This window comes from Aeromicrobium sp. HA (genome assembly GCF_027171405.1).
GTDB lineage: Bacteria > Actinomycetota > Actinomycetes > Propionibacteriales > Nocardioidaceae > Aeromicrobium > Aeromicrobium tamlense.
On record NZ_CP114372.1, the window covers coordinates 2200779 to 2222097 of the forward strand.

Here is a 21319-nt window from a genome sequence, read left to right on the forward strand (position 1 = left end):
ACCTCACAGTGGACGCGTGGCGGTCTTTGTAAGAAACAAGCCCTCGGCCTATTAGTACCGGTCAGCTCCATGCATTGCTGCACTTCTACTTCCGGCCTATCAACCCAGTGGTCTGCTGGGGGCCTTACCTCCTCGAGGGAGTGGGAAACCTCATCTTGAAACATGCTTCCCGCTTAGATGCTTTCAGCGGTTATCACTTCCGAACGTAGCCAACCAGCCGTGCTCTTGGCAGAACAACTGGCACACCAGAGGTTCGTCCACCCCGGTCCTCTCGTACTAGGGGCAGCCTTTCTCAAGTTTCCTACGCGCGCGGCGGATAGGGACCGAACTGTCTCACGACGTTCTAAACCCAGCTCGCGTGCCGCTTTAATGGGCGAACAGCCCAACCCTTGGGACCTGCTACGGCCCCAGGATGCGACGAGCCGACATCGAGGTGCCAAACCATCCCGTCGATATGGACTCTTGGGGAAGATCAGCCTGTTATCCCCGGGGTACCTTTTATCCGTTGAGCGACGCCGCTTCCACATGCCAGCGCCGGATCACTAGTTCCGACTTTCGTCCCTGCTCGAGCTGTCACTCTCACAGTCAAGCTCCCTTGTGCACTTACACTCGAAACCTGATTGCCAACCAGGCTGAGGGAACCTTTGAGCGCCTCCGTTACATTTTAGGAGGCAACCGCCCCAGTTAAACTACCCATCAGGCACTGTCCCTGATCCGGATAACGGACCTAGGTTAGATATCTAGTACGACCAGAGTGGTATTTCAACGATGACTCCACTCGAACTGGCGTCCGAGCTTCACAGTCTCCCACCTATCCTACACAAGTCGAACCAAACACCAATACCAAACTATAGTAAAGGTCCCGGGGTCTTTCCGTCCTGCCGCGCGTAACGAGCATCTTTACTCGTAGTGCAATTTCGCCGAGTTCATGGTTGAGACAGCGCCCAAGTCGTTACTCCATTCGTGCAGGTCGGAACTTACCCGACAAGGAATTTCGCTACCTTAGGATGGTTATAGTTACCACCGCCGTTTACTGGGGCTTAAGTTCTGTGCTTCGCTTGCGCTAACACGTCCCCTTAACCTTCCAGCACCGGGCAGGAGTCAGTCCATATACGGCGTCTTTCGACTTAGCATGGACCTGTGTTTTTAGTAAACAGTCGCTTGGGCCTGGTCTCTGCGGCCTTCAACGCTTCTCGGAGCAAGTCCGATGACGCATCCGGCCCCCCTTCTCCCGAAGTTACGGGGGCATTTTGCCGAGTTCCTTAACCATGATTCTCTCGATCACCTTAGTATTCTCTACTTGACCACCTGAGTCGGTTTGGGGTACGGGCGGCTCTGAATCTCGCTAGATGCTTTTCTCGGCAGCATAGGATCACTCACACTCCACTACGTGGGTGGCATCGGCTCTCAGGCATATGAGTGACGGATTTGCCTATCACTCGCCCTACGACCTTACCCGTGGACTACCATCGCCACGGTTGAGCTACCTTCCTGCGTCACACCATTGCTTGCCTACTACCAGATCGGGTCATGCGCTCTGCCGCACCGTGGTCTCCGAAGAGACGGTAGGTACGGTTTCGGGCACTTAGCATCACTGGATTCAGCATGGGCGATTCAACGCCGGTACGGGAATATCAACCCGTTGTCCATCGACTACGCCTGTCGGCCTCGCCTTAGGTCCCGACTTACCCAGGGAAGATTAGCTTGACCCTGGAACCCTTGGTCATTCGGTGGAAGAGTTTCTCACTCTTCATTCGCTACTCATGCCTGCATTCTCACTCGTGTCGCATCCACGGCTGGGTTACCCCGCCGCTTCGCTCGCGACACGACGCTCCCCTACCGATCCACACGGCTGGACCACGAAGGCCTACCTCATGTGTGAATCCCATAGCTTCGGTGGATTGCTTGAGCCCCGCTAAATTGTCGGCGCGGAATTACTTGACCAGTGAGCTATTACGCACTCTTTCAAGGGTGGCTGCTTCTAAGCCAACCTCCTGGTTGTCTCTGCGACTCCACATCCTTTTCCACTTAGCAATCGCTTTGGGACCTTAGCTGATGGTCTGGGCTGTTTCCCTCTCGACTACGGAGCTTATCCCCCGCAGTCTCACTGCTGCGCTCTCACTTACCGGCATTCGGAGTTTGGTTGAGTTCAGTAAGCTTGTAGGCCCCCTAGCCCATCCAGTGCTCTACCTCCGGCAAGAAACACGCAACGCTGCACCTAAATGCATTTCGGGGAGAACCAGCTATCACGGAGTTTGATTGGCCTTTCACCCCTATCCACAGCTCATCCCCCCAGTTTTTAACCTAGGTGGGTTCGGTCCTCCACGCGGTCTTACCCGCGCTTCAACCTGGCCATGGATAGATCACTCCGCTTCGGGTCTAGATCGTGCAACTCAAGCGCCCTATTCGGACTCGCTTTCGCTACGGCTACGGCACTCGCCTTAACCTTGCTACACAACGCTAACTCGCAGGCTCATTCTTCAAAAGGCACGCTGTCACAGTTCACAAGGAACCGCTCCAACGGATTGTATGCACACGGTTTCAGGTACTATTTCACTCCCCTCCCGGGGTACTTTTCACCTTTCCCTCACGGTACTAGTCCGCTATCGGTCATCGAGGAGTATTTAGGCTTAGCGGGTGGTCCCGCCAGATTCACACCGAATTTCAGGGGTTCGGTGTTACTCGGGATGACGCACAAGAGCCATGAGCTTACGGTTACGGGGATCTCACCCTCTGTGTCGCGACTTTCCAGTCAGCTTCACCTTCACTCATGGTTTATGACTCTTCGACTGTCCGGCAGAACAGTCAGTGCGGTCCCACAACCCCCTGGATGCAACGCCCGCCGGCTATCACACACCCAAGGTTTGGCCTCTTCCGGTTTCGCTCGCCACTACTACCGGAATCACTGTTGTTTTCTCTTCCTGTGGGTACTGAGATGTTTCACTTCCCCACGTTCCCTCCAAACGCCCTATGTGTTCAGGCGCAGGTACTCAGACTTTCCTCTGAGTGGGTTTCCCCATTCGGACATCCCCGGATCACAGCTCGGTTGTCAACTCCCCGGGGCTTTTCGCAGACTCCAACGTCCTTCATCGGCTCTCGATGCCAAGGCATCCACCATGTGCACTTAGTAGCTTGTTGTTACTACAAAGATGCTCGCGTCCACTGTGAAGTTCTCAAAATACGATCGGTCCCGTACCCGGTTCCCCGCCTGCCCCACCCCACAGGGTCGGATGGTTCGAGGAGATGTACGGTCCGAGAGATCCAGCAAGAGATGCTGATCCCTCAGGACCCAACAGTGTGCCTGAGCTGCCACCCACCACCAGGACCGAGGTTCCACGCCCACCCCAAAAGGAGAGCAGTACTGACGGCCCGAGACGGGCAGCAAGTCAAATAATCGACGATCCACTAGTGAGCTGGACCCGCGTCAGACATTCGCTGACGAACGGTGTCCGCCTGGACCAGACAAAGCTGGCCAGATGCTCCTTAGAAAGGAGGTGATCCAGCCGCACCTTCCGGTACGGCTACCTTGTTACGACTTCGTCCCAATCGCCAGCCCCACCTTCGACGGCTCCCTCCACAAGGGTTGGGCCACCGGCTTCGGGTGTTGCCGACTTTCATGACGTGACGGGCGGTGTGTACAAGGCCCGGGAACGTATTCACCGCAGCGTTGCTGATCTGCGATTACTAGCGACTCCGACTTCATGGGGTCGAGTTGCAGACCCCAATCCGAACTGAGACCGGCTTTTTGGGATTCGCTCCACCTCGCGGTTTCGCAGCCCTTTGTACCGGCCATTGTAGCATGCTTGAAGCCCTGGACATAAGGGGCATGAAGACTTGACGTCATCCCCACCTTCCTCCGAGTTGACCCCGGCAGTCTCCTATGAGTCCCCACCATGACGTGCTGGCAACATAGGACGAGGGTTGCGCTCGTTGCGGGACTTAACCCAACATCTCACGACACGAGCTGACGACAGCCATGCACCACCTGTATACCGACCACAAGGGGGCGCCTATCTCTAGGCGTTTCCGGCATATGTCAAACCCAGGTAAGGTTCTTCGCGTTGCATCGAATTAATCAGCATGCTCCGCCGCTTGTGCGGGCCCCCGTCAATTCCTTTGAGTTTTAGCCTTGCGGCCGTACTCCCCAGGCGGGGCGCTTAATGCGTTAGCTGCGGCACGGAGACCGTGGAAGGTCCCCACACCTAGCGCCCAACGTTTACGGCATGGACTACCAGGGTATCTAATCCTGTTCGCTCCCCATGCTTTCGCTCCTCAGCGTCAGGTAATGCCCAGAGAACCGCCTTCGCCACCGGTGTTCCTCCTGATATCTGCGCATTCCACCGCTACACCAGGAATTCCGTTCTCCCCTGCATACCTCTAGTTTGCCCGTATCGTAAGCACGCTCAGGGTTGAGCCCTGAGTTTTCACTCCCGACGCGACAAACCGCCTACGAGCCCTTTACGCCCAATAATTCCGGACAACGCTCGGACCCTACGTATTACCGCGGCTGCTGGCACGTAGTTGGCCGGTCCTTCTTCTGCAGGTACCGTCACTTTCGCTTCGTCCCTGCTGAAAGAGGTTTACAACCCGAAGGCCGTCATCCCTCACGCGGCGTTGCTGGATCAGGCTTTCGCCCATTGTCCAATATTCCCCACTGCTGCCTCCCGTAGGAGTCTGGGCCGTGTCTCAGTCCCAGTGTGGCCGGTCACCCTCTCAGGCCGGCTACCCGTCGTCGCCTTGGTGAGCCGTTACCTCACCAACAAGCTGATAGGCCGCGAGTCCATCCCACTCCGCCGGAGCTTTCCACCACCAGAAGATGCCTTCGATGGTCATATTCGGCATTAGCCAGCGTTTCCACTGGTTATTCCGAAGAATGGGGCAGGTTACTCACGTGTTACTCACCCGTTCGCCGCTCGTGTACCCCCGAAGGGGCCTTACCGCTCGACTTGCATGTGTTAAGCACGCCGCCAGCGTTCGTCCTGAGCCAGGATCAAACTCTCCGTTGAAAAAATCCCAGACACCCGAAAGCATCCGGTCAACAACTAGACAGTTCAACACTGACAAGATCTGACTGCTGGACAGTCATTAATTGTCGGAATTGTCCCTGCAACCCTGCGCGAAACCAACCAAAGGCCGGAATCCTTCAGAGTCGCCGGGGTACTGATAAAAAATTCGTCGACTTTTGACACACTGTTGAGTTCTCAAGGATCAGACGCACACCCACAACCACACCGTCACCGGCACAACCACAGGGGCTCATCCACATTACATCGCCGTTTTCCACCAGGTCAAACCCAGCTCGGTCACGATGCCAGCGCAACGTTTTCCCGCGGCCAGTTTCCGGCTCCCCACAGGGCTCCTGGCGTTAACCGCTTCGGTCTGCGCTTCCCGTTCCCCCGCCGTGCGGAGCAACAAGAAGAACATTACACACACGTCTCCAACCTTGGCAAACCGCCCCCTACGCGTCCTACGTCACACCTGGAATTGCCGGGAAAAACGACTGTCGTCGGCATCGAGGGCCCGAAGGCCCCGCGATGCCGACGACACGGGTGTCATTTCACCGCTGCGGAGCCCAGGTAGGCCTCCTTGACCTCGTCGTTCTGCGAGACCTCTGCCATGGATCCGGTGGCGACGATCGTCCCCTGGTTGAGGACGACCACGCGGTCGGCGAGCGCGTTGACCGCCTGGAGGACGTGCTCGATCATCACGATCGCCACTCCGGCGTCGCGACAGGCGCGGACCTGCTCGATGACGATGTCGACCTCGGCCGGCGTCAGACCGGCCATGACCTCGTCGAGGAGCAGGATCTTCGGTCGCGCGGCCATCCCTCGGGCGCAGTCGACGATTCGCACCATGGCCGTGGGGATGTCGCCCAGCGCACGGGAGCGGTACTGCCACAGGTCGAAGCGCTTGAGCTCCTCCTCGGCGATCTCGTTCGCCCCGCGGTAGGACGACGCGGTGCGGTAGGCCGACATCGCCACGCACTCGAAGACGTTCAGCTCGGCGACGTTGCCCGACACCTGGAAGGTGCGGGCCACTCCCTCGCCGAAGACCCTCGCCGGAGCCATCCCGGTGATGTCCTTGCCGTCGAGCGTGATCGAGCCGGCGTTCGGCGTCAGGTATCCCGACACCAGGTTGACGAGCGTGGACTTGCCGGCGCCGTTCGGCCCGATGAGCGCCGTGACCTGGCCGCTCTCCGCCTCGAACGAGACGTCCGTCAGGACGCGCAGTCCGCCGAACTTCTTCGCCACTCCCCTGACCTCAAGCATGAGCGACCTCCTTCGAGGCCTCGTCGCGTCGTTCGTCCTCGAGGTCCTCGGGGTCCGGGTCGCGCCCGTCGCCGAAGAGTCGCTCGAGCAGGGCGTTCCACATCGGGACGATCCCGTCGGTGCCGTAGCGCACCAGGACGATCACGATCACCGCGTAGAGGATCTGCGTGAAGCTGGAGACGTTCGAGCTGGACACGTCGAACGAGCGCAGCGCCTCCTCCAGGGCGGCGATCCCGATGCCCGCCACGATCGGGCCGGCCAGGGTGGCCGAGCCGCCGATGATCGCGCCGACCATCATCGCGATGCCGATCTCCATCGAGAAGACCGAGTCGTAGCTGACGAAGTTCGTGTACTGGGCCATGAGCGAGCCGCTCACCGCGGTCAGACCCATGCTGAGCCCCATCGCGCCGGCCTGGTTGCGCACCACGTCGATGCCCATGCTCGCGGCCATCTGCGGGTCCTCACGGATGAAGGCGAGCGACCGGCCGAAGCGGGTCCGCTTCACCATCCACGCGGTCCCGATGACCATCAGCGCGAGCAGGACCAGGGCCACGAAGTAGAGCGGCACGGGGTTGGTGAACCACTGCAGATGCAGCAGTCCCTCGTCGGCGGACAGGTTCTGCAGTCCGTCGTTGCCGCCCGTCACCGACCACGAGGCCGCGATGCCCGCGATCGCGAGCGACAGCGCCATGGTGCCGAGCGCGAAGAAGAACGCGTTGACGCCGAAGCGGCTCATGATCAGGCTGACGCCGATGCCGACCGCGGCCGAGACCGCCATGCCCGCGAGGATCGCGAGCCAGACGTTCCAGCCGTGGGTCCACGTCAGGATGGCCACCGCGAACGCGCCGATGCCGAAGCCGGCGACGTGCGCGAGCGAGAGCAGGCCGGTCAGGCCCCCGGCGATGTTCCAGGTGAAGTTGCGCATCGCGAAGATCAGGGCGACGAAGCCGACGCTGACCAGCGGCGACTCGACGACGAACGGGTAGAGGACGGCGCCGACGATCGCCACCGTCGCGATGACGGCATTGATCCGCTTGACGGGCGTGTCGAAGCGCGCGAGGAGCTCGGGGACGCTCATGAGGAGGACACCTTCCGACGCATGACGAGTCCTTGCGGCCGCACGAGGATGACCGCCAGGAAGAGGAGATAGATGGCCGACGTCGCCAGCGAGCCGGAGACCAGGATGCTGCCGGCCGCCTCGGCGATGCCGAGCAGGATGCCCGCGGAGAGCACGCCCCACATGGACTCGCTGCCGCCGACCACCACGACGATGAACGCCTTGATCGTCAGCTCGAGCCCGAGATGCGGCGAGACCGGCTGGAACGGGATGAGCAGGGCACCCGCGATCGCGGCGATCGCCGCGCCCAGCGCGAACGTGGCGCGGTAGACGCGCGTGTAGTTGATGCCCACGTGCACCGCGCCCTCGAGTGACTGCGAGCACGCCCGCATGAGGCTGCCGAACCGCGTCTTGTAGACGAGGAAGGACACGCCGAGCGCGAGCAGCAGGCTGATGACGCCGGCCGCGAGCCGGCCGGAGCCGACCGTCACGCCGAGCACCTGGATGGCGTCGAACGGCCACGGGTTGGCGATCTTCTGGTACGGCTCGGGGAACATGATCTGGAAGAAGTACTGCATCGCCAGGCCGAGGCTGATCGTGATGACCAGCTGGGCGTGACCGGGCTTGTGCAGCGTGGACTCGATGAGGACCCGCTCGACCACGTAGCCGAACGCGCCCGCGACGGCCACCACGACGACGGTCGCCGCGAGGAAGCCCGGCAGGGACGTCGGCCCCACCCACAGCAGCCCGTACATGCCGAGCAGCACGAAGAAGCCGTGCGCGAAGTTCACGACGCGCATCACGCTGAAGATCAGGTACAGCCCCAGGCCGATCAGCGCGTAGATCAGTCCCTGGAGGACCCCCGTCATGAGGATCTGGGTCAGTGTCTGCATCAGACGGTTCCTTTCTCGTCGGCCGCGGGGACCACGCCGAGGTAGCCCGACTCCAGCAGCGGCGAGTCGCGGAGATGGTCGCTCGTGTCGGAGGCGATCACCGCGCCCGCGTCGAGCACGTGCGCCCACGACGCCATCGCGAGCGCCTGGTGCACGTTCTGCTCGACGAGCAGGATGGACAGCCCCGTCTGCGAGATCTCGCGGATCGTGGCCATGATCGAGTCGATGACGACCGGCGCGAGTCCGAGCGAGGGCTCGTCGAGGATGAGCAGTCGCGGCTGCAGCGCCAGGCCGCGGGCGATCGCGAGCATGCTGCGCTCACCGCCGCTGAGCGTGCCGGCGAAGTTCGACGACCGCTCCTGCAGGCGCGGGAAGAGGTCGTAGAGCTCGTCACGCGTGAACCGCGCTCCCCTGCCCTTGTCGCCCTTCGAGCCGACGATGTCGAGGTTCTCCTCGACGGTCATCATCGGGAAGAGCCGGCGCTCCTGCGGCACCACGACGAGACCGTCGTTGACGAGGTCCCAGGGCTTGCGGCCACGGACGTCCTCGCCGAACAGCTCGAACCGTCCGGCCTTGGTGGTCAGGATGCCCAGCACGCCTTCGATGAAGGTGGTCTTTCCGGCACCGTTGGAGCCGACCAGTGCGACCAGGGTCCCGCCCGGGATCGTCAGGTCGACGGACCTGACGATCTCCGAGCGTCCCCGCCACACACTGAACTGCTCGACGAGCAATGCGGTGTCCATGGCGATTTCCTCGTTCCTCGCGCCTCAGCGCTTGGGGTAGACGATCGTGGCGTTGGCGACGTCGTCCGGGAAGACGGGCACGTACTTGCCGTCCTGGATCTGCGTCACGAGACCGACCGCGGCGGCGTTGAAGCCCTGCTCGTCGAAGTCGACGCCGTGGCTGACGATGTACAGGCCGTTGTCGTCGCCGTTGATGCCCGCGATGTCGACCTCGCGCAGCGCCTTGGTGATCGACTCGCGGTCGTCGACGTCGTCGGCGTTGCGCAGCGCCTCGGCGACCACGGCTCCCGCGGAGTAGTAGTACGCGCCGACGCCGTCGGGCACCTGCCCGTCGTACGCCTCCTTGTAGTCGTCGACGAAGCCCTGCGGCGTCTGCTTGGCGTCGTCGCCCGGCTTGAGCTCGGCGGTCCAGTAGTTGCCCGCGACGTCGCCGTCGGCCGCCTCGGCGCCCACCGAGGAGATGAACTGGGAGTTGGTGTTGCCGCCCAGCGAGCCCAGCGTGGCCTTGGGCTGCCAGCCCGAGTCCTGCAGCGCCGGGTAGAACTGGAAGGCGCTCTGCGGGTTGCCGCCGAAGATCAGCAGGTCGGGGTTCGCCGCCTTCGCCTTCGCCACGAGCGGGCCGAAGTCGCTCGTGGAGGCCTCGTCGAAGGTGAGCGTGTCGATCAGCTCGACGTCGGGGAACTCCTTCTCCAGGGTGCCCGCCCAGGCCTTCCCGGCCTCGGGGAACGCGCCGGTGCTGGCGTTGATCATGTACGCGGTCCTGATCGGGTCGCCGGCCTCCTCCGAGCCCTTCATCACGGCACGGACGCCCTGCGCGGACCAGCCCTGGTCGGCCAGGACCGACGGGGCCAGCTTGAAGACGTGCGAGCGGCCCTCGCCGATGATGACGTCGCCGGCCTCCATCGGGACCAGCAGCGGGACCTTGAGCTGGTCGGCCGCCTGGGCGCCCGTCACGGTCAGCGGCGTGGACGAGGCGCCGAGGATCACGTTGACGTCCTCGCCGACGAGACGCCGCATCAGGGCGGGCACCTCCTCGGGCTTGGAGCGGTTGTCCAGGGCCACGACCTCGATGTCGCGACCGTCGATGCCACCGGCCTCGTTGAGGTCCTCGACGGCGAGCTTGAAGGAGTTCAGGCTCTGCACGCCGTACGGGGCGGCGATGCCGGTCAGGGCCGCCACCACGCCCACCTTGATCGGGGCGTCGTCGCCACCCTCGTCGTCTCCACCGGCGCATGCCGAGAGGAGCAGGGTGCCGGCCAGCGGGAGCGCGATGGCCGCCCGCAGCGCCGAGTTGCCTCGGCCTCGTCGTGTCGACTTCATGGTCATCTTCCTTTCGGGGGGTGGTGGGCTGGTGTGCCCGTGACGCTCCGGTGCCGGCCGCTTCATCGGCCACTCCAGATCGGTTCTCTCTTCTCGCGGAAGGCACGAGCGCCCTCCGCGCGGTCCTGGCTGAAGTACGGGCTCGGGCCCGGGTCGAGTCGCAGCGCGGCCGCGATCGGCAGCGAGGAGCCGAGGTTGACCATCGCCTTGTAGCGACGGATGGTGACGGGCGCACGCGAGGCGATGAGGTCGGCCGTGCGCCGCGCGTCCTCCTCGAGCTCGTCCGCCTGAACGGCGCGCGACACGAAGCCGATGCGCTCCGCGTGCTCGGCGTCGAACGGCTCGGCGCCGTAGAGGATCTCGAACGCGTGCGTCGCGGCGACCAGTCGCGGCAGCATCTGGCTGCCGAAGTTCGCGCCCAGCCCGACCTTGGCCTCCGGCAGCAGGAAGCGGGCGTCGTGCGAGGCGATGCGGATGTCGCACGCCATCGCCAGCTCCATCCCGCCGCCGACCACCCAGCCGTCGAGGACGGCGATCGTGGGCTTGCGGCACTCGAGCACGGTCTCGTAGACGTTGCGGGTGGTGCCGTGCATCGGCTCGTACGGACGCGCACCGGCGTCGTCGCCCGCCGCCATCTCCTTGAGGTCGGCGCCGACGGAGAACGCCTTGCGGCTCGTGGACCCGAGGGTCACCGCGCGGACCGAGTCGTCGCGGTCGAGCTCGGCGAACACCTCCACGAGTCGCTGCTGCACCGCGGAGCTGAGCGCATTGAGGCGCTCGGGGCGGTTGAGCCGCACCTCCGCGACCCCGCCGCGCCGCTCGACGAGCAGCTCCTGGTCGATGGTCACCACGGTGCCGACTCCCCCACGCCGCGCGCCGTCACGGCCGGGTGCGGAGGCGTGAGGACCTCCCACAGGCCGGGCGCCTCGGGGAACACGAGTCGCTCGCCGAGGAAGTGCGACCACTCGTGCTGCGTGCCGTACTCGTCCTGCCAGCTCCAGAGCCGCCGCGTGAGCAGGTGCAGGCGGTGCTCCTCGGTGGCGCCGATCGCGCCGAAGACCTGGTGCGCCGACCGGGCGAGGCGACCCGCCTGGATCCCGAGCGTGACCTTCGCGGACGCGGCCGCCAGCACGCGGTGGTCGGGCGCGGCCGCCACGGTGGACTCCACCGCGGCGCGCGTCGCCGCGGCCGCCTGCGCAACCGTGACCACGTGCTGCTGGATGGCCTGGAAGGCGCCGATGGGCTGGCCGAACTGGTGGCGCTGGCCGGCGTACTCGACGACCAGCTCCGCGATCGTGTCCATGGCCCCCGCGGCCGCCGCGGCCCGAAGCAGGGCGCCCCGCGCCCGTGCCTCACGCAGGTCGACGCCCTCGGTCGAGCCGACCTGGGCCGCGCCGACCCGCTGACGCTCGACCGTGACGGTGTCGCGGGGCTCCCCGGCCACGTTCGCGCCCTCCGTCACGTCGAGCGGCTCGAGCGCCACCAGGCGGCGTCCGGACTCCGTCTCGACGAACGCCAGGACGAGCTCGGCGTGACGGGCCCACGGCACGCGCCGCAGGGTGCCCTCGACGACGAGGCCGTCGTCGTCCTGCTCCACGACGGTGAGGACGTCGCCCGTGGAGACCGCCGGCACGACGAGTCCGGCGGGCAGCTTCAGGTCCGCGGCGGACGCGAGCCAGGCCGCGAGGCCCGCCTCGACGAGCGGGAGGCCCAGGGCGTGCGTCCCGACGGCGGTGGCGACGGCGCAGAACTCGGCCAGGCCGACCTCCGGCTCGTCCGGGTCGATGGACGTGTAGCCCTGGTCGTCGAGCGTCGACCACAGGTCAGGGCTCCACGTCGCGATGGCCTCGTGGCCGTCGCGCGCGGCGCGGGCCGTGACGATGTCGTTCAGGGCCGTGAACAGCTCCCGGGAGAGGTCGCTCATGCCGATTCCTTCCTCGAGCGCTGCAGGGACTTCCAGACGACGGTCCGCAGGACCTCGTTCGTCCCGCCGCGGAGCGTGAACGTGGGTGCCGTGATGACCGCGTCGGCCAGCAGCCCCTCGAGTCCCGGCGCGGTCGGGTCCAGCTCGCCACCGACGAGGGTGCGCAGCTGCTCGATCGCCTCCTGCTCGAACTGCGTGCCGAGGTCCTTGACCAGCGCGGCCTCGACGGCCGGGGTCTCGCCCCGGTCGAGCGCCCGGGCGATGGACAGCGACATCGAGCGCAGCGTCATGTACGTGGAGAACGTGCGGCCGAGCGACGTGAGGACGTCGTCCGGGAGGTCGCGGTGACGGAGCTCCTCGTAGAGCCGCGCGAGCACCGGCATCACGGAGAGGAACCGGTCGGGGCCGGAGCGCTCGTGAGCCAGCTCGGACGTCACCTGGTGCCAGCCGTCGCCCTCCTGGCCCAGCACCATCGAGTCGGGCACGAAGACGTCGTCGAAGTGCACCTCGTTGAAGTGGTGAAAGCCGTTCAGCAGCCGGATCGGCGACACGGTCACGCCGTCGGCGCGCAGGTCGACGAGGAGCTGGCTGAGACCGACGTGCTTGCGACCCTCGGCGGGCGAGGTCCGGCACAGCGTCACGACGTAGTCGGCGTACTGGGCCCCGGAGGTCCACACCTTCTGGCCGTTGAGCAGCCAGCCGCCCTCCGTCCGCGTCGCCCGGGTGCGGACGGACGCGAGGTCCGAGCCGCTGTCCGGCTCGCTCATGCCGAGGCAGAACCACACGTCACCCGCGACGATCCGCGGCAGGAACTCGCGCTGGTGCTCCTCGCTGCCGAAGCGGACGAACATCTGGGCGGTCTGACGGTCGCCGACCCAATGGGCGCTGATCGGGGCGCCGGCCGCGAGCATCTCCTCGACGACGACGAAGCGCTCGACCGCCGTGCGGCCGGGTCCGCCGTGCTCCTTCGGGATGGTCATGCCGACCCAGCCCCTCGCGGCGACGCGGCGGCTGAACTCCATGTCGGCCTCGGCGTTGATGCCCAGCCCGACGCCGAGCCCGTTCGCGCGCTCCTGCGCCATGAACTCGCGCACCTCGTCGCGCAGGCGCAGCTCGTCCTCGGTCAGCGGCTCGGCCGCGAAGCGCATCACGCCTGCTCCCGCTGGTGGCGCAGGCGGCGCGCCTGGGTCCACAGCTGGACGCCTCGCTCGACCTCGAGCGCGGCCGCCCACGGCAGCGGGGTGGACTGCGTCTCGAGGTTGAAGCTGCGCTTCGCCCGCCGAGCGACGAGAGGGTCGCGAGCCACGTGCTGCGCGATCTCCAGCGCGGTCTTCTCGGTGTCCTCGTCGGGGACGCAGACGCCGACGAGCCCGAAGCCCTTGGCCTCGCGGCCCGAGACCTCCTGGCTGAAGAGGCCGAGCGTCGCGGCGGCCTCACGACCGGCGAGGCGACGCACGAGGGTGAAGAATCCTCCGCCGGGGTGGATGCCCGCCGCGAGGAAGCCGGCCAGCAGGCGGGCGTCATCGGCGGCGACCCGGAGGTCGGCCGCCAGCGCGAGGTTGAGGCCCGCGCCCACGGCGGCACCGCGGACGGCGGCGATCGTCGGCGCCTTGAGCTCGCCGAAGCGGACGAACGAGCCGTACATCTCGTCGGTGTCGGCGTAGGCCTCGTCGCTGAGCGGGTCGTCGCCGTAGGTCTCGGCCCAGGTCGACGTGTCGGCCCCGGAGCAGAACGTGCCACCCGCGCCCTGGATCACGGTGCAGCCGATCGACGCGTCGGCGTCGATCTCCTCGCACACGGCACCGAGGTCGCGCGCCATCCGCTGGGTCAGCGCGTTCTTGATGCGGGTGTTGTCGACGGTGATCACCGCGACCGCGCCCACGCGGTCCAGGCCGATACGTCCGGTCATGCTGTCTCCCTTTCGAGGGTCATCAGGAAATCGAGGGCGAGCACCGGGCGCTCCGCGCGGTCGAGGACCCGCACGGGGTTCACCTCGAGCTCGCGCAGGGCCGGGCCCGCGATGTCGGCGACGTGGCTCACCCGGGCGACGAGGTCGGCCACGGCGTCCACGTCGAGCGCCGGCGAGCCGCGGAAGCCCGTGAGCAGCGGTGCGGCCTTGAGGTCGAGCAGGAGCGCGCGGGCCCGCGTGGCGTCCACGGGCGCGAAGGTCGTCGCGGTGTCGGCGTAGAGCTCGGTCGCGGTGCCGCCGAGGCCGACCGTCACGAGCGGCAGGCCGCCGTCGGTGCGGGTGACGCCGACGATCAGCTCGACGCCGGCCGGCACCATCTCCTGCACCAGGACGCCCTGCGGATCGTCGGCGGCGAAGTCCTCGAGCATCGTGCGGGCGACGCCGGCGACCTCGGTCGCGTCGAGTCCCAGACGGACGCCGCCGCGCTCGGTCTTGTGGGCGATCCCCGCGGCCTGGATCTTCACGACGTAGGCGCGGTCTGTCCCGAGCGAGAGCGACTCGGCCATCGCGACGTCCGTGACGAGCCGCGCATCGGGCGTCGCGATGCCGGCGGCGGCCAGGATCTCCTGCGCCTGGGACTCGGTCACGGTGCCCGTGAGGTCGTCGAGGAGGCGGCGGACGACGGTCTCGTCGAAGCCCGAGGGCCGTCCGCCGGGCCGGACCGGCGCCGGCACGCGGCGCAGCGACGCGATGGCCCGCATCGCCTGCTCGGACGAGTCGAAGACGGGGACGCCCGCCTCGCGGAGGATCTCGCGACCCTTGACGGTCTGCTCGCGGGCCGCGGCCCAGACCAGGGCGACGGGCTTGCTCACCTGCGGGATCAGCTCGGCGAGTGCCGTGGCCATCGAGGCGGCCAGCTCGCCGGTGACGAGGGTGAGCGCGATGACGATCGCGTCGACCTCCTGCGCGTCGCAGCCGATCCGGCAGACCTCGACGAAGTCGTCGATCTCGCTGGATCGGAAGATCTGCGCCGTCACGTCCACCGGGTTGTCGATCGCGCCGAAGTCGGGCACGAGGGTGGCGAGTCGCTCCTGCGTCTCGGGGCGCAGGTCCTCGATCGTCAGGCCGAGCTCGTGGGCCTTGTCGGCGGCCAGGCTCCCGGCGCCGCCCGAGGTCGTGACGATCACGGTCGACGGCCCGGCGCTGCGGGGCAGGGCGAGGTGGGCGTGCGCGAGACGGACGAGGTCGTCGATGTCGGAGGCCTCGACCACGCCGTGCTCGCGCGCGGCGACCCGGTAGGCACCGTCGTCTCCGACGATCGCGCCGGTGTGGGAGGCCGCCGCCTTCGCGCCGGCGGCGCTCGTGGCCGACCGCAGCACGATCAGCGACGTGTCGAGCTCCTGGGCGCGGGCGGCCAGGTCGCGGAACTCGCTCTCCCCCACTGCGCTCTCGAGGTAGAGCGCGAGCACCTCCGTCTCGGGGAGCTCGACGAGGTGCCGCGCCACCTCGACGGTGGTCAGGTCGGCCTGGTTGCCGGTGCTGACCCAGCTGGAGATCCCGATGCCCTGCTCGCGCGCCATGCTGAGGATGGAGCCGCCGACTGCGCCGCTCTGGCCGACGTACGCGAGGCCGCCGGTGCGCACCGGACCGAGCTCGAGCGCGGCGGTGAAGGTGCCGTAGAGGCGGTGCGTCGTGGACAGCACGCCCTGACAGTTGGGTCCGATGACGCGGACGCCGTGCTCCCGCGCGGCGGCGGTCAGCCCGGCCTGGAGGCGGACGCCCTCGTCGCCGGTCTCGGAGAAGCCGGACGCGAACACGACCGCGGCCCGGGCGCCGGCGGCGGCGACCTGGGGCATGAGCTCGACGGCCGCCCGTCCGGGCACCATCAGCAGCGCGAGGTCGACCGGAGCGGGCAGGCTCGCGAGGTCCGGGAAGCACGGGAGGCCGCGCAGGGTCTCGTAGCCGGGGTTGACCGGGTAGACGTCGCCGTCGAAGCCGAACTCGGTCAGGTACTGCAGGGGGCGGGCGAACGGATTCCCCTCGCGGCCGGACGCGCCGACGATCGCGATGCGACGGGCGTTGAAGAGCGCGTCGATGCCCGGGTCGAGGGACTCCGGTGCGGCGTGGGGAGATGGTGATTCGAGGGCCACGATCCTGCTTCCTGTGCGGGTGGAGCCCTTGACAACCGGACGCTCCACTGTGTTGGCTGTCACACACCAAACATGAATCTGGCGCCACTGTCAACTACCGCCCCCCGGAAAAGGACCCCATGAAGACCATCGCCACCGCAGCCGGCCGACACGTCCCCGTGACCGAGCTCGGACACACGCTCATGCACGAGCACGTCTTCGTGCTGAATGCGGAGATCGAGCGGAACTACCCCGGCCGCTGGGACGAGGAGGTCCGCGTGGCGGACGCGATCGCCAAGCTCGAGTCGGCGTACGACCGCGGCGTGCGGACGATCGTCGACCTCACCGTGGTGGGCCTCGGACGCGACCTCCCGCGCGTGCAGCGGGTCGCCGAGCAGGTGCGGATGAACATCGTCGTGGCCACGGGCCTGTACGCGTACGACGACGTGCCGATGTTCTTCAAGTTCCGCGGACCGGGGCTGCTGATCGACGGCCCCGAGCTGCTGACGGAGTTCTTCGTCAAGGACCTCACCGAGGGCATCGCCGACACCGGGATCACGGCCAGCATCATCAAGTGCGCCACCGACGCCCAGGGCATCACGCCCGGCGTCGAGCGCATCCTGCGGGCGGCCGCCCGCGCCCACCGGGAGACCGGCGCGCCGATCTCCACGCACACGCACGCCCCCACCGAGCGCGGCGCCGACCAGCTCGCCGTCTTCGTCGAGGAGGGCGTCGACCTGTCACGCGTCGTGATCGGTCACTCGGGCGACACGACCGACCTGGACTACCTCGAGCGACTGCTCGACCATGGGGTCTACCTCGGCATGGACCGGTTCGGCCTGGACCTCATGCTCTCCTTCGAGGACCGCGTCGCGACCGTGGCGACCCTGTGCGAGAAGGGCTACGCGGGGCAGCTGGTCCTGGCCCACGACGCCTCGAGCTACACGCACAATTTCGACCTGGATGCCAAGGAGAAGCTGATGCCGAACTGGCACTACGAGCACGTCCACGCGGACGTCCTGCCGGCACTGCGGGACCGCGGCGTGACCGACGAGCAGGTCGAGCAGATGCTGGTGGCCAACCCGGCCGACATCCTGGGATGACGTCAGTCCGGGACGGGGAGCCCCAGCGCCTGCGCCCACATCCGGCTGAGGGTCGTGACCACGGTCTCGGTGTCGTAGTCCTCGTCGAAGACGAGCCACATGTAGCAGAAGTTGCTCACCATCGAGGTCAGCGCGTCGGCCGCGACCTGGGCCGGGAGCGCGGGATCGATGACGCCCGCCTCCTGCCAGCGGCGGATGCCACGCTCGGTGCGCGCCCGGAACATCGTGCGCGTCTCGCGGCGCATGGCCTTGAACTCCGGACTGAAGGTGGCGACCTGCTCGAGGATCATGATCATCCCCGCGTCGGCCTTGTAGCCCTCGACGTACCGGCGGGTCGCCGCCTCGATGCGCTCGTAGGGCGAGGCCCCCTCGGGCAGCCGCGACGCCGCCACCTCGAACATCCGTCCGTTCACCTGCGCGATCGCGGCGCGGAAGATGTCCTCCTTGGAGTCGAAGTAGTTGTAGAAGCTGCCGTTGGCCGTGCCGGCCTCGGTGGTGATGTCGGTGATCTTCGTGTCCAGGAAGCCCTGGCGTGCGAAGACGACCGAGGCCGCATGGAGCAGGTTGTCGCGCGTCCTGCGCCCCCGCTCGGTCAGCTGCTTGTCATGTACCGGTGCCACGTCCGCCCCTCGTCTCCAACGTCTCGCCACTGCGCATTGTGCACGACGCGCGAGCCCGTACGCGGGACCGCGATGGGAACCGATGATAGTTGACAATGGCGCCAGGTTCAACTTACAGTGACCTGCACCACAGAGCACGGCACACCCCTCGCAGCAACGGAGGCCGCATGTCCCACCACCCCACCCCGGAGCAGTCCGCACTGGACGCCTGGCTCGCCGCGTTCGCGTCGGCGCTCGAGCGCGAGGACAGGCAGGCGCTCGCGTCCCTGTTCACCGAGGACGCCGACTGGCGCGACATCGTCGCGTTCACGTGGGACTTCAGCACCGCGGTCGGCCCGGAGGCCATCGCCGACCGGCTGCTCGAGACGAACGCCGAGACGCGCGCCAGCCAGGTGCTCCCGGACCTGACGCGGACGCCGACGTCCCGGGTGCGGCGCGCCGGCGAGGAGGTCGTCGAGGGCTTCCACACGTTCGAGACCTCGGTCGGCCACGGCACGGGCATCGTGCGGCTGCGCGAGGAGCCCGACGGCCGCATGCTCGCCAAGACGCTGCTCACGACGCTGCAGGAGCTCGAGGGCTTCGAGGAGCGGCGCGGCGCCCGCCGTCCCCACGGCACCGCCTACTCGCGCACCTTCGGCGGCCAGAACTGGAAGGACCTGCGCGAGGCCGAGCGCGCCTACGCCGACCGTGACCCCGAGGTCCTGGTCGTCGGCGGCGGACAGGCCGGCCTGACGATCGCGGCGCGCCTGCGCACCATCGGCGTCGACGCCCTGGTCATCGACGCCCACGAGCGCGTCGGCGACGTGTGGCGCAAGCGCTACCACTCCCTCACGCTGCACAACGAGGCGTGGGTCGCGAGCCTGCCCTACCTGGAGTTCCCCGACACGTGGCCGACCTACATCCCCAAGGACAAGCTCGCCGACTGGTTCGAGTTCTACGCCGAGGCGATGGAGCTGAACACGTGGACCAGCACCCGCCTGGTCTCGGGCCGCTACGACGAGTCCGCGGACCAGTGGACGGTCGAGCTGGACCGCGAGGGCACCACGGTGACGATGCAGCCGCGTCACGTCGTCATGGCCACCGGCAGCGTCAGCGGCATCCCGAGCATGCCGAAGCTCCCGGGGCTCGACGAGTTCGCCGGCGAGGTCATGCACTCGAGCCGCTACTCCTCCGGCGCCGAGTTCCGAGGCCGCAGGGCCCTCGTGATCGGCACGGGCACCAGCGGCCACGACGTGGCCCAGGACCTCCACGCCCTCGGCTCGGAGGTCTCCATCGTCCAGCGCAGCTCGACCACCGTGGTGAGCCTGGAGCCGAGCGGCATCTCGGTGTACGCGCTCTTCTCCCAGGGCCTGCCGCTCGACGACGCCGACCTGATCGCGGCGGGCAACTCGTTCCCCACGCTCATCAAGGCGAACCAGCTGCTCGCCCAGCAGATGCTGAAGGACGACGCCGAGCTGCTCGAGCGACTGCACGCCGTCGGCTTCCGGACCGACATCGGCGAGGACCACACCGGCTTCCACCTGAAGTACAACCGCCGTGGTGGCGGCTACTACATCAACGTCGGCTGCTCGGACCTGATCGCCGACGGCGAGGTGGGCCTCATCCAGCACGACCAGATCGAGCGCTTCACCGCCGACGGCGTGCGCCTGCGCGACGGCTCGGTCCTGCCGCTCGACCTCGTGGTGATGGCGACCGGCTACGGCAACCAGCAGGAGGACGTCCGCCGCTACTTCGGCGACGAGGTCGCCGACGCCGTGGGCCCGATCTGGGGCGTCGACGACGGCGGCGAGATGCGCAACATGTGGCGCCGCACGGCCCAGCCCGGTCTGTGGTTCCACGCCGGCAGCCTGGCCGCGTGCCGCGCCAACTCCAAGTACCTGGCCGTCCAGATCAAGGCCGAGCTCGAGAAGATCGCTCCGGCGAGGAGGACCGCATGAAGCTCCAGATCACCGAGGCCCACGACCTCGTCCGACAGGCGATGGCCCGGTTCGGCTACGACGACGCCCAGCAGACGATCATCGCCGACCACCTCATCGACTGCACCGTCCGCGGCTTCGACGTCGGCGGGCTCCCCCGCGCCGCGACCCTCGTCGAGCGGCTCGGCAGGTCCGAGCCGTTCGGCCCGGTCGTCGTCGAGCAGGAGACCGCGTCCAGCATCGCGCTCGACGGCGGCGACCAGCTCGGCTACATCGTGGCCAAGCAGCTGACCGAGACCCTCATCGAGAAGGCCCGGCACGTGCCGGTCGTCGCCGGCACCGCGCGCAACACGTGGTGCACCGGCATGTTCACGTACTACCTCGAGATGGTGACCGCCGCCGGCCTCGTCGGCTTCGTCGCCAGCAGCGGAGGTCCCACGGTCGCGCCGCACGGCGGCACCGAGGGACGGTTCGGCACCAACCCCGTGGCGTGGGGCTTCCCGACGCCCGGCCAGCCGATCATCTGGGACATCGGCACGTCGGCGGCGATGCTCGCCGACCTGTCGTTCGCCATCAAGACCGGCCAGGAGCTCGCTCCCGGCCTCGCCTTCGCGCCCGACGGCTCCCCCACCACCGACGCGGCTGCCGCGCTCGACGGCGGCGCGATCGCCCCGTGGGGCGGCCACAAGGGCTCGGGCCTGGCGATCAGCGCGCAGCTGCTCGGCATGATGTCCGGTGCCGAGACCGATCCACCCTGGCTCACCGACATGGGCTTCTTCATGGTCGTGATGGACCCGAACGCGTTCTCGTCGGACTTCCCCCAGCGCGCCGGCGAGTACGGCGACTGGGTGCGGTCCACGCGTCCGGCCGACCCGGACTCCCCCGTGCGCATGCCCTTCGACCGCTCGGTCGCGACCCGCGACGCCACCTTCGCCGCCGGCGAGATCGAGGTCTCCGACGAGATCGTGAAGCTGCTGCGCGACTTCGTGGAGTCCCCCGCATGAGCGTCCTGTCCGACCTCGAGTCCTCCGACGACCCGGCGGTCCGCCAGGGCCTGGCCACCCGGCGCTCCGTCCTGGGCGAGGCCTACGTGGCCCGCACGCTGGAGCGACCGGCGGAGCCCGGCGACGACCAGCAGCACCTGCTCACGGGGCAGGTGTGGGGCACGCTGTGGAACCGCGAGGCGCTCGACCGGCGGTCCCGGAGCCTCGTCACGATCGCCCTCCTCGTGGCCGGGGGCCACGGGGACGAGCTCGAGGCCCACGTCCTCGGGGGCCTGCGCAACGGACTGACGCCCGAGGAGATCACCGAGGTCGTCATCCACTGCGGCGCCTACTGCGGCGCCCCCGTCGGCCTGGCGGGCATGCGCCGGGTCAAGGCCGCCCTCGCGAGGGAGGCGGCCACCGCCTGACCGGCGGGGTCGTCGTCCCCCTTCA

Annotated in this window: 15 protein-coding genes and 2 rRNA genes; 4 read left to right on the forward strand and 13 right to left on the reverse strand. The window is 67.2% G+C overall.

Annotated elements, in window-relative coordinates; genetic code table 11:
• Positions 1–31 precede the first annotated feature (31 nt).
• The 12 genes from O3S82_RS10870 to O3S82_RS10925 all read right to left on the reverse strand — a co-directional run bounded on the left by O3S82_RS10870 (position 32) and on the right by O3S82_RS10925 (position 16265).
• Positions 32–3138: ribosomal RNA gene (locus O3S82_RS10870) — 23S ribosomal RNA — on the reverse strand.
• 349 nt (positions 3139–3487) lie between these two features.
• A 16S ribosomal RNA gene (locus tag O3S82_RS10875) occupies positions 3488–5006 on the reverse strand.
• Together the 16S and 23S rRNA genes form the textbook arrangement of a ribosomal RNA operon.
• A 546-nt stretch (positions 5007–5552) precedes the next feature.
• Positions 5553–6269, reverse strand: a complete 717-nt coding sequence (locus tag O3S82_RS10880; RefSeq protein WP_269302796.1) for an ABC transporter ATP-binding protein — start codon at positions 6267–6269, stop codon at positions 5553–5555.
• On the reverse strand, positions 6262–7347 hold the full coding sequence (locus tag O3S82_RS10885) for a branched-chain amino acid ABC transporter permease (RefSeq protein WP_269302799.1): 1086 nt from the start codon (positions 7345–7347) through the stop codon (positions 6262–6264). Before O3S82_RS10885 ends, O3S82_RS10880 begins: the two co-directional genes overlap by 8 nt.
• Positions 7344–8219 carry a branched-chain amino acid ABC transporter permease gene (locus O3S82_RS10890; RefSeq protein WP_179423991.1) on the reverse strand — a complete coding sequence of 292 codons (876 nt, stop codon included), beginning with the start codon at positions 8217–8219 and terminating at the stop codon, positions 7344–7346. Before O3S82_RS10890 ends, O3S82_RS10885 begins: the two co-directional genes overlap by 4 nt.
• Positions 8219–8962: an ABC transporter ATP-binding protein gene (locus tag O3S82_RS10895; protein ID WP_179423989.1), complete on the reverse strand. Its 744-nt coding sequence runs from the start codon at positions 8960–8962 to the stop codon at positions 8219–8221. The genes O3S82_RS10890 and O3S82_RS10895 overlap by 1 nt, the downstream gene beginning before the upstream one ends.
• 24 nt (positions 8963–8986) lie before the next feature.
• Positions 8987–10282, reverse strand: a complete 1296-nt coding sequence (locus O3S82_RS10900) for an ABC transporter substrate-binding protein (protein WP_179423987.1) — start codon at positions 10280–10282, stop codon at positions 8987–8989.
• A 62-nt stretch (positions 10283–10344) separates the two neighbouring features.
• Positions 10345–11133 (reverse strand): enoyl-CoA hydratase/isomerase family protein, encoded by a 789-nt coding sequence (locus tag O3S82_RS10905; RefSeq protein WP_269302802.1) that lies wholly within the window; start codon positions 11131–11133, stop codon positions 10345–10347.
• Positions 11127–12206 carry an acyl-CoA dehydrogenase family protein gene (locus O3S82_RS10910; RefSeq protein WP_269302803.1) on the reverse strand — a complete coding sequence of 360 codons (1080 nt, stop codon included), beginning with the start codon at positions 12204–12206 and terminating at the stop codon, positions 11127–11129. Before O3S82_RS10910 ends, O3S82_RS10905 begins: the two co-directional genes overlap by 7 nt.
• A complete protein-coding gene (locus O3S82_RS10915) occupies positions 12203–13354 on the reverse strand; it encodes an acyl-CoA dehydrogenase family protein (RefSeq protein WP_179428003.1) in 1152 nt (383 codons plus the stop codon). Before O3S82_RS10915 ends, O3S82_RS10910 begins: the two co-directional genes overlap by 4 nt.
• Positions 13354–14115, reverse strand: a complete 762-nt coding sequence (locus tag O3S82_RS10920; protein WP_269302804.1) for an enoyl-CoA hydratase/isomerase family protein — start codon at positions 14113–14115, stop codon at positions 13354–13356. Before O3S82_RS10920 ends, O3S82_RS10915 begins: the two co-directional genes overlap by 1 nt.
• Positions 14112–16265, reverse strand: a complete 2154-nt coding sequence (locus tag O3S82_RS10925) for an acetate--CoA ligase family protein (protein ID WP_269302806.1) — start codon at positions 16263–16265, stop codon at positions 14112–14114. Before O3S82_RS10925 ends, O3S82_RS10920 begins: the two co-directional genes overlap by 4 nt.
• A gap of 119 nt (positions 16266–16384) precedes the next feature.
• Here O3S82_RS10925 and O3S82_RS10930 point away from each other — a divergent pair, with 119 nt between their 5' ends.
• Positions 16385–17347 carry a phosphotriesterase family protein gene (locus O3S82_RS10930; protein WP_269302808.1) on the forward strand — a complete coding sequence of 321 codons (963 nt, stop codon included), beginning with the start codon at positions 16385–16387 and terminating at the stop codon, positions 17345–17347.
• A 2-nt stretch (positions 17348–17349) separates the two neighbouring features.
• On the opposite strand, the gene O3S82_RS10935 is transcribed toward O3S82_RS10930, so the two are convergent.
• Positions 17350–17967, reverse strand: coding sequence for a TetR/AcrR family transcriptional regulator (locus O3S82_RS10935; protein WP_179423977.1), 618 nt, complete (start codon positions 17965–17967; stop codon positions 17350–17352).
• Between the two features lie 167 nt (positions 17968–18134).
• Here O3S82_RS10935 and O3S82_RS10940 point away from each other — a divergent pair, with 167 nt between their 5' ends.
• From O3S82_RS10940 to O3S82_RS10950, 3 genes are read left to right on the forward strand one after another with little or no spacing between them, the layout of a single operon-like run.
• Positions 18135–19904, forward strand: coding sequence for a flavin-containing monooxygenase (locus tag O3S82_RS10940; RefSeq protein ID WP_269302810.1), 1770 nt, complete (start codon positions 18135–18137; stop codon positions 19902–19904).
• Positions 19901–20887, forward strand: coding sequence for an Ldh family oxidoreductase (locus tag O3S82_RS10945; RefSeq protein WP_269302811.1), 987 nt, complete (start codon positions 19901–19903; stop codon positions 20885–20887). The genes O3S82_RS10940 and O3S82_RS10945 overlap by 4 nt, the downstream gene beginning before the upstream one ends.
• Entirely contained in the window at positions 20884–21294 is a 411-nt protein-coding gene (locus O3S82_RS10950; RefSeq protein WP_179423971.1) for a carboxymuconolactone decarboxylase family protein, read from the forward strand. Before O3S82_RS10945 ends, O3S82_RS10950 begins: the two co-directional genes overlap by 4 nt.
• Positions 21295–21319: the final 25 nt, after the last annotated feature.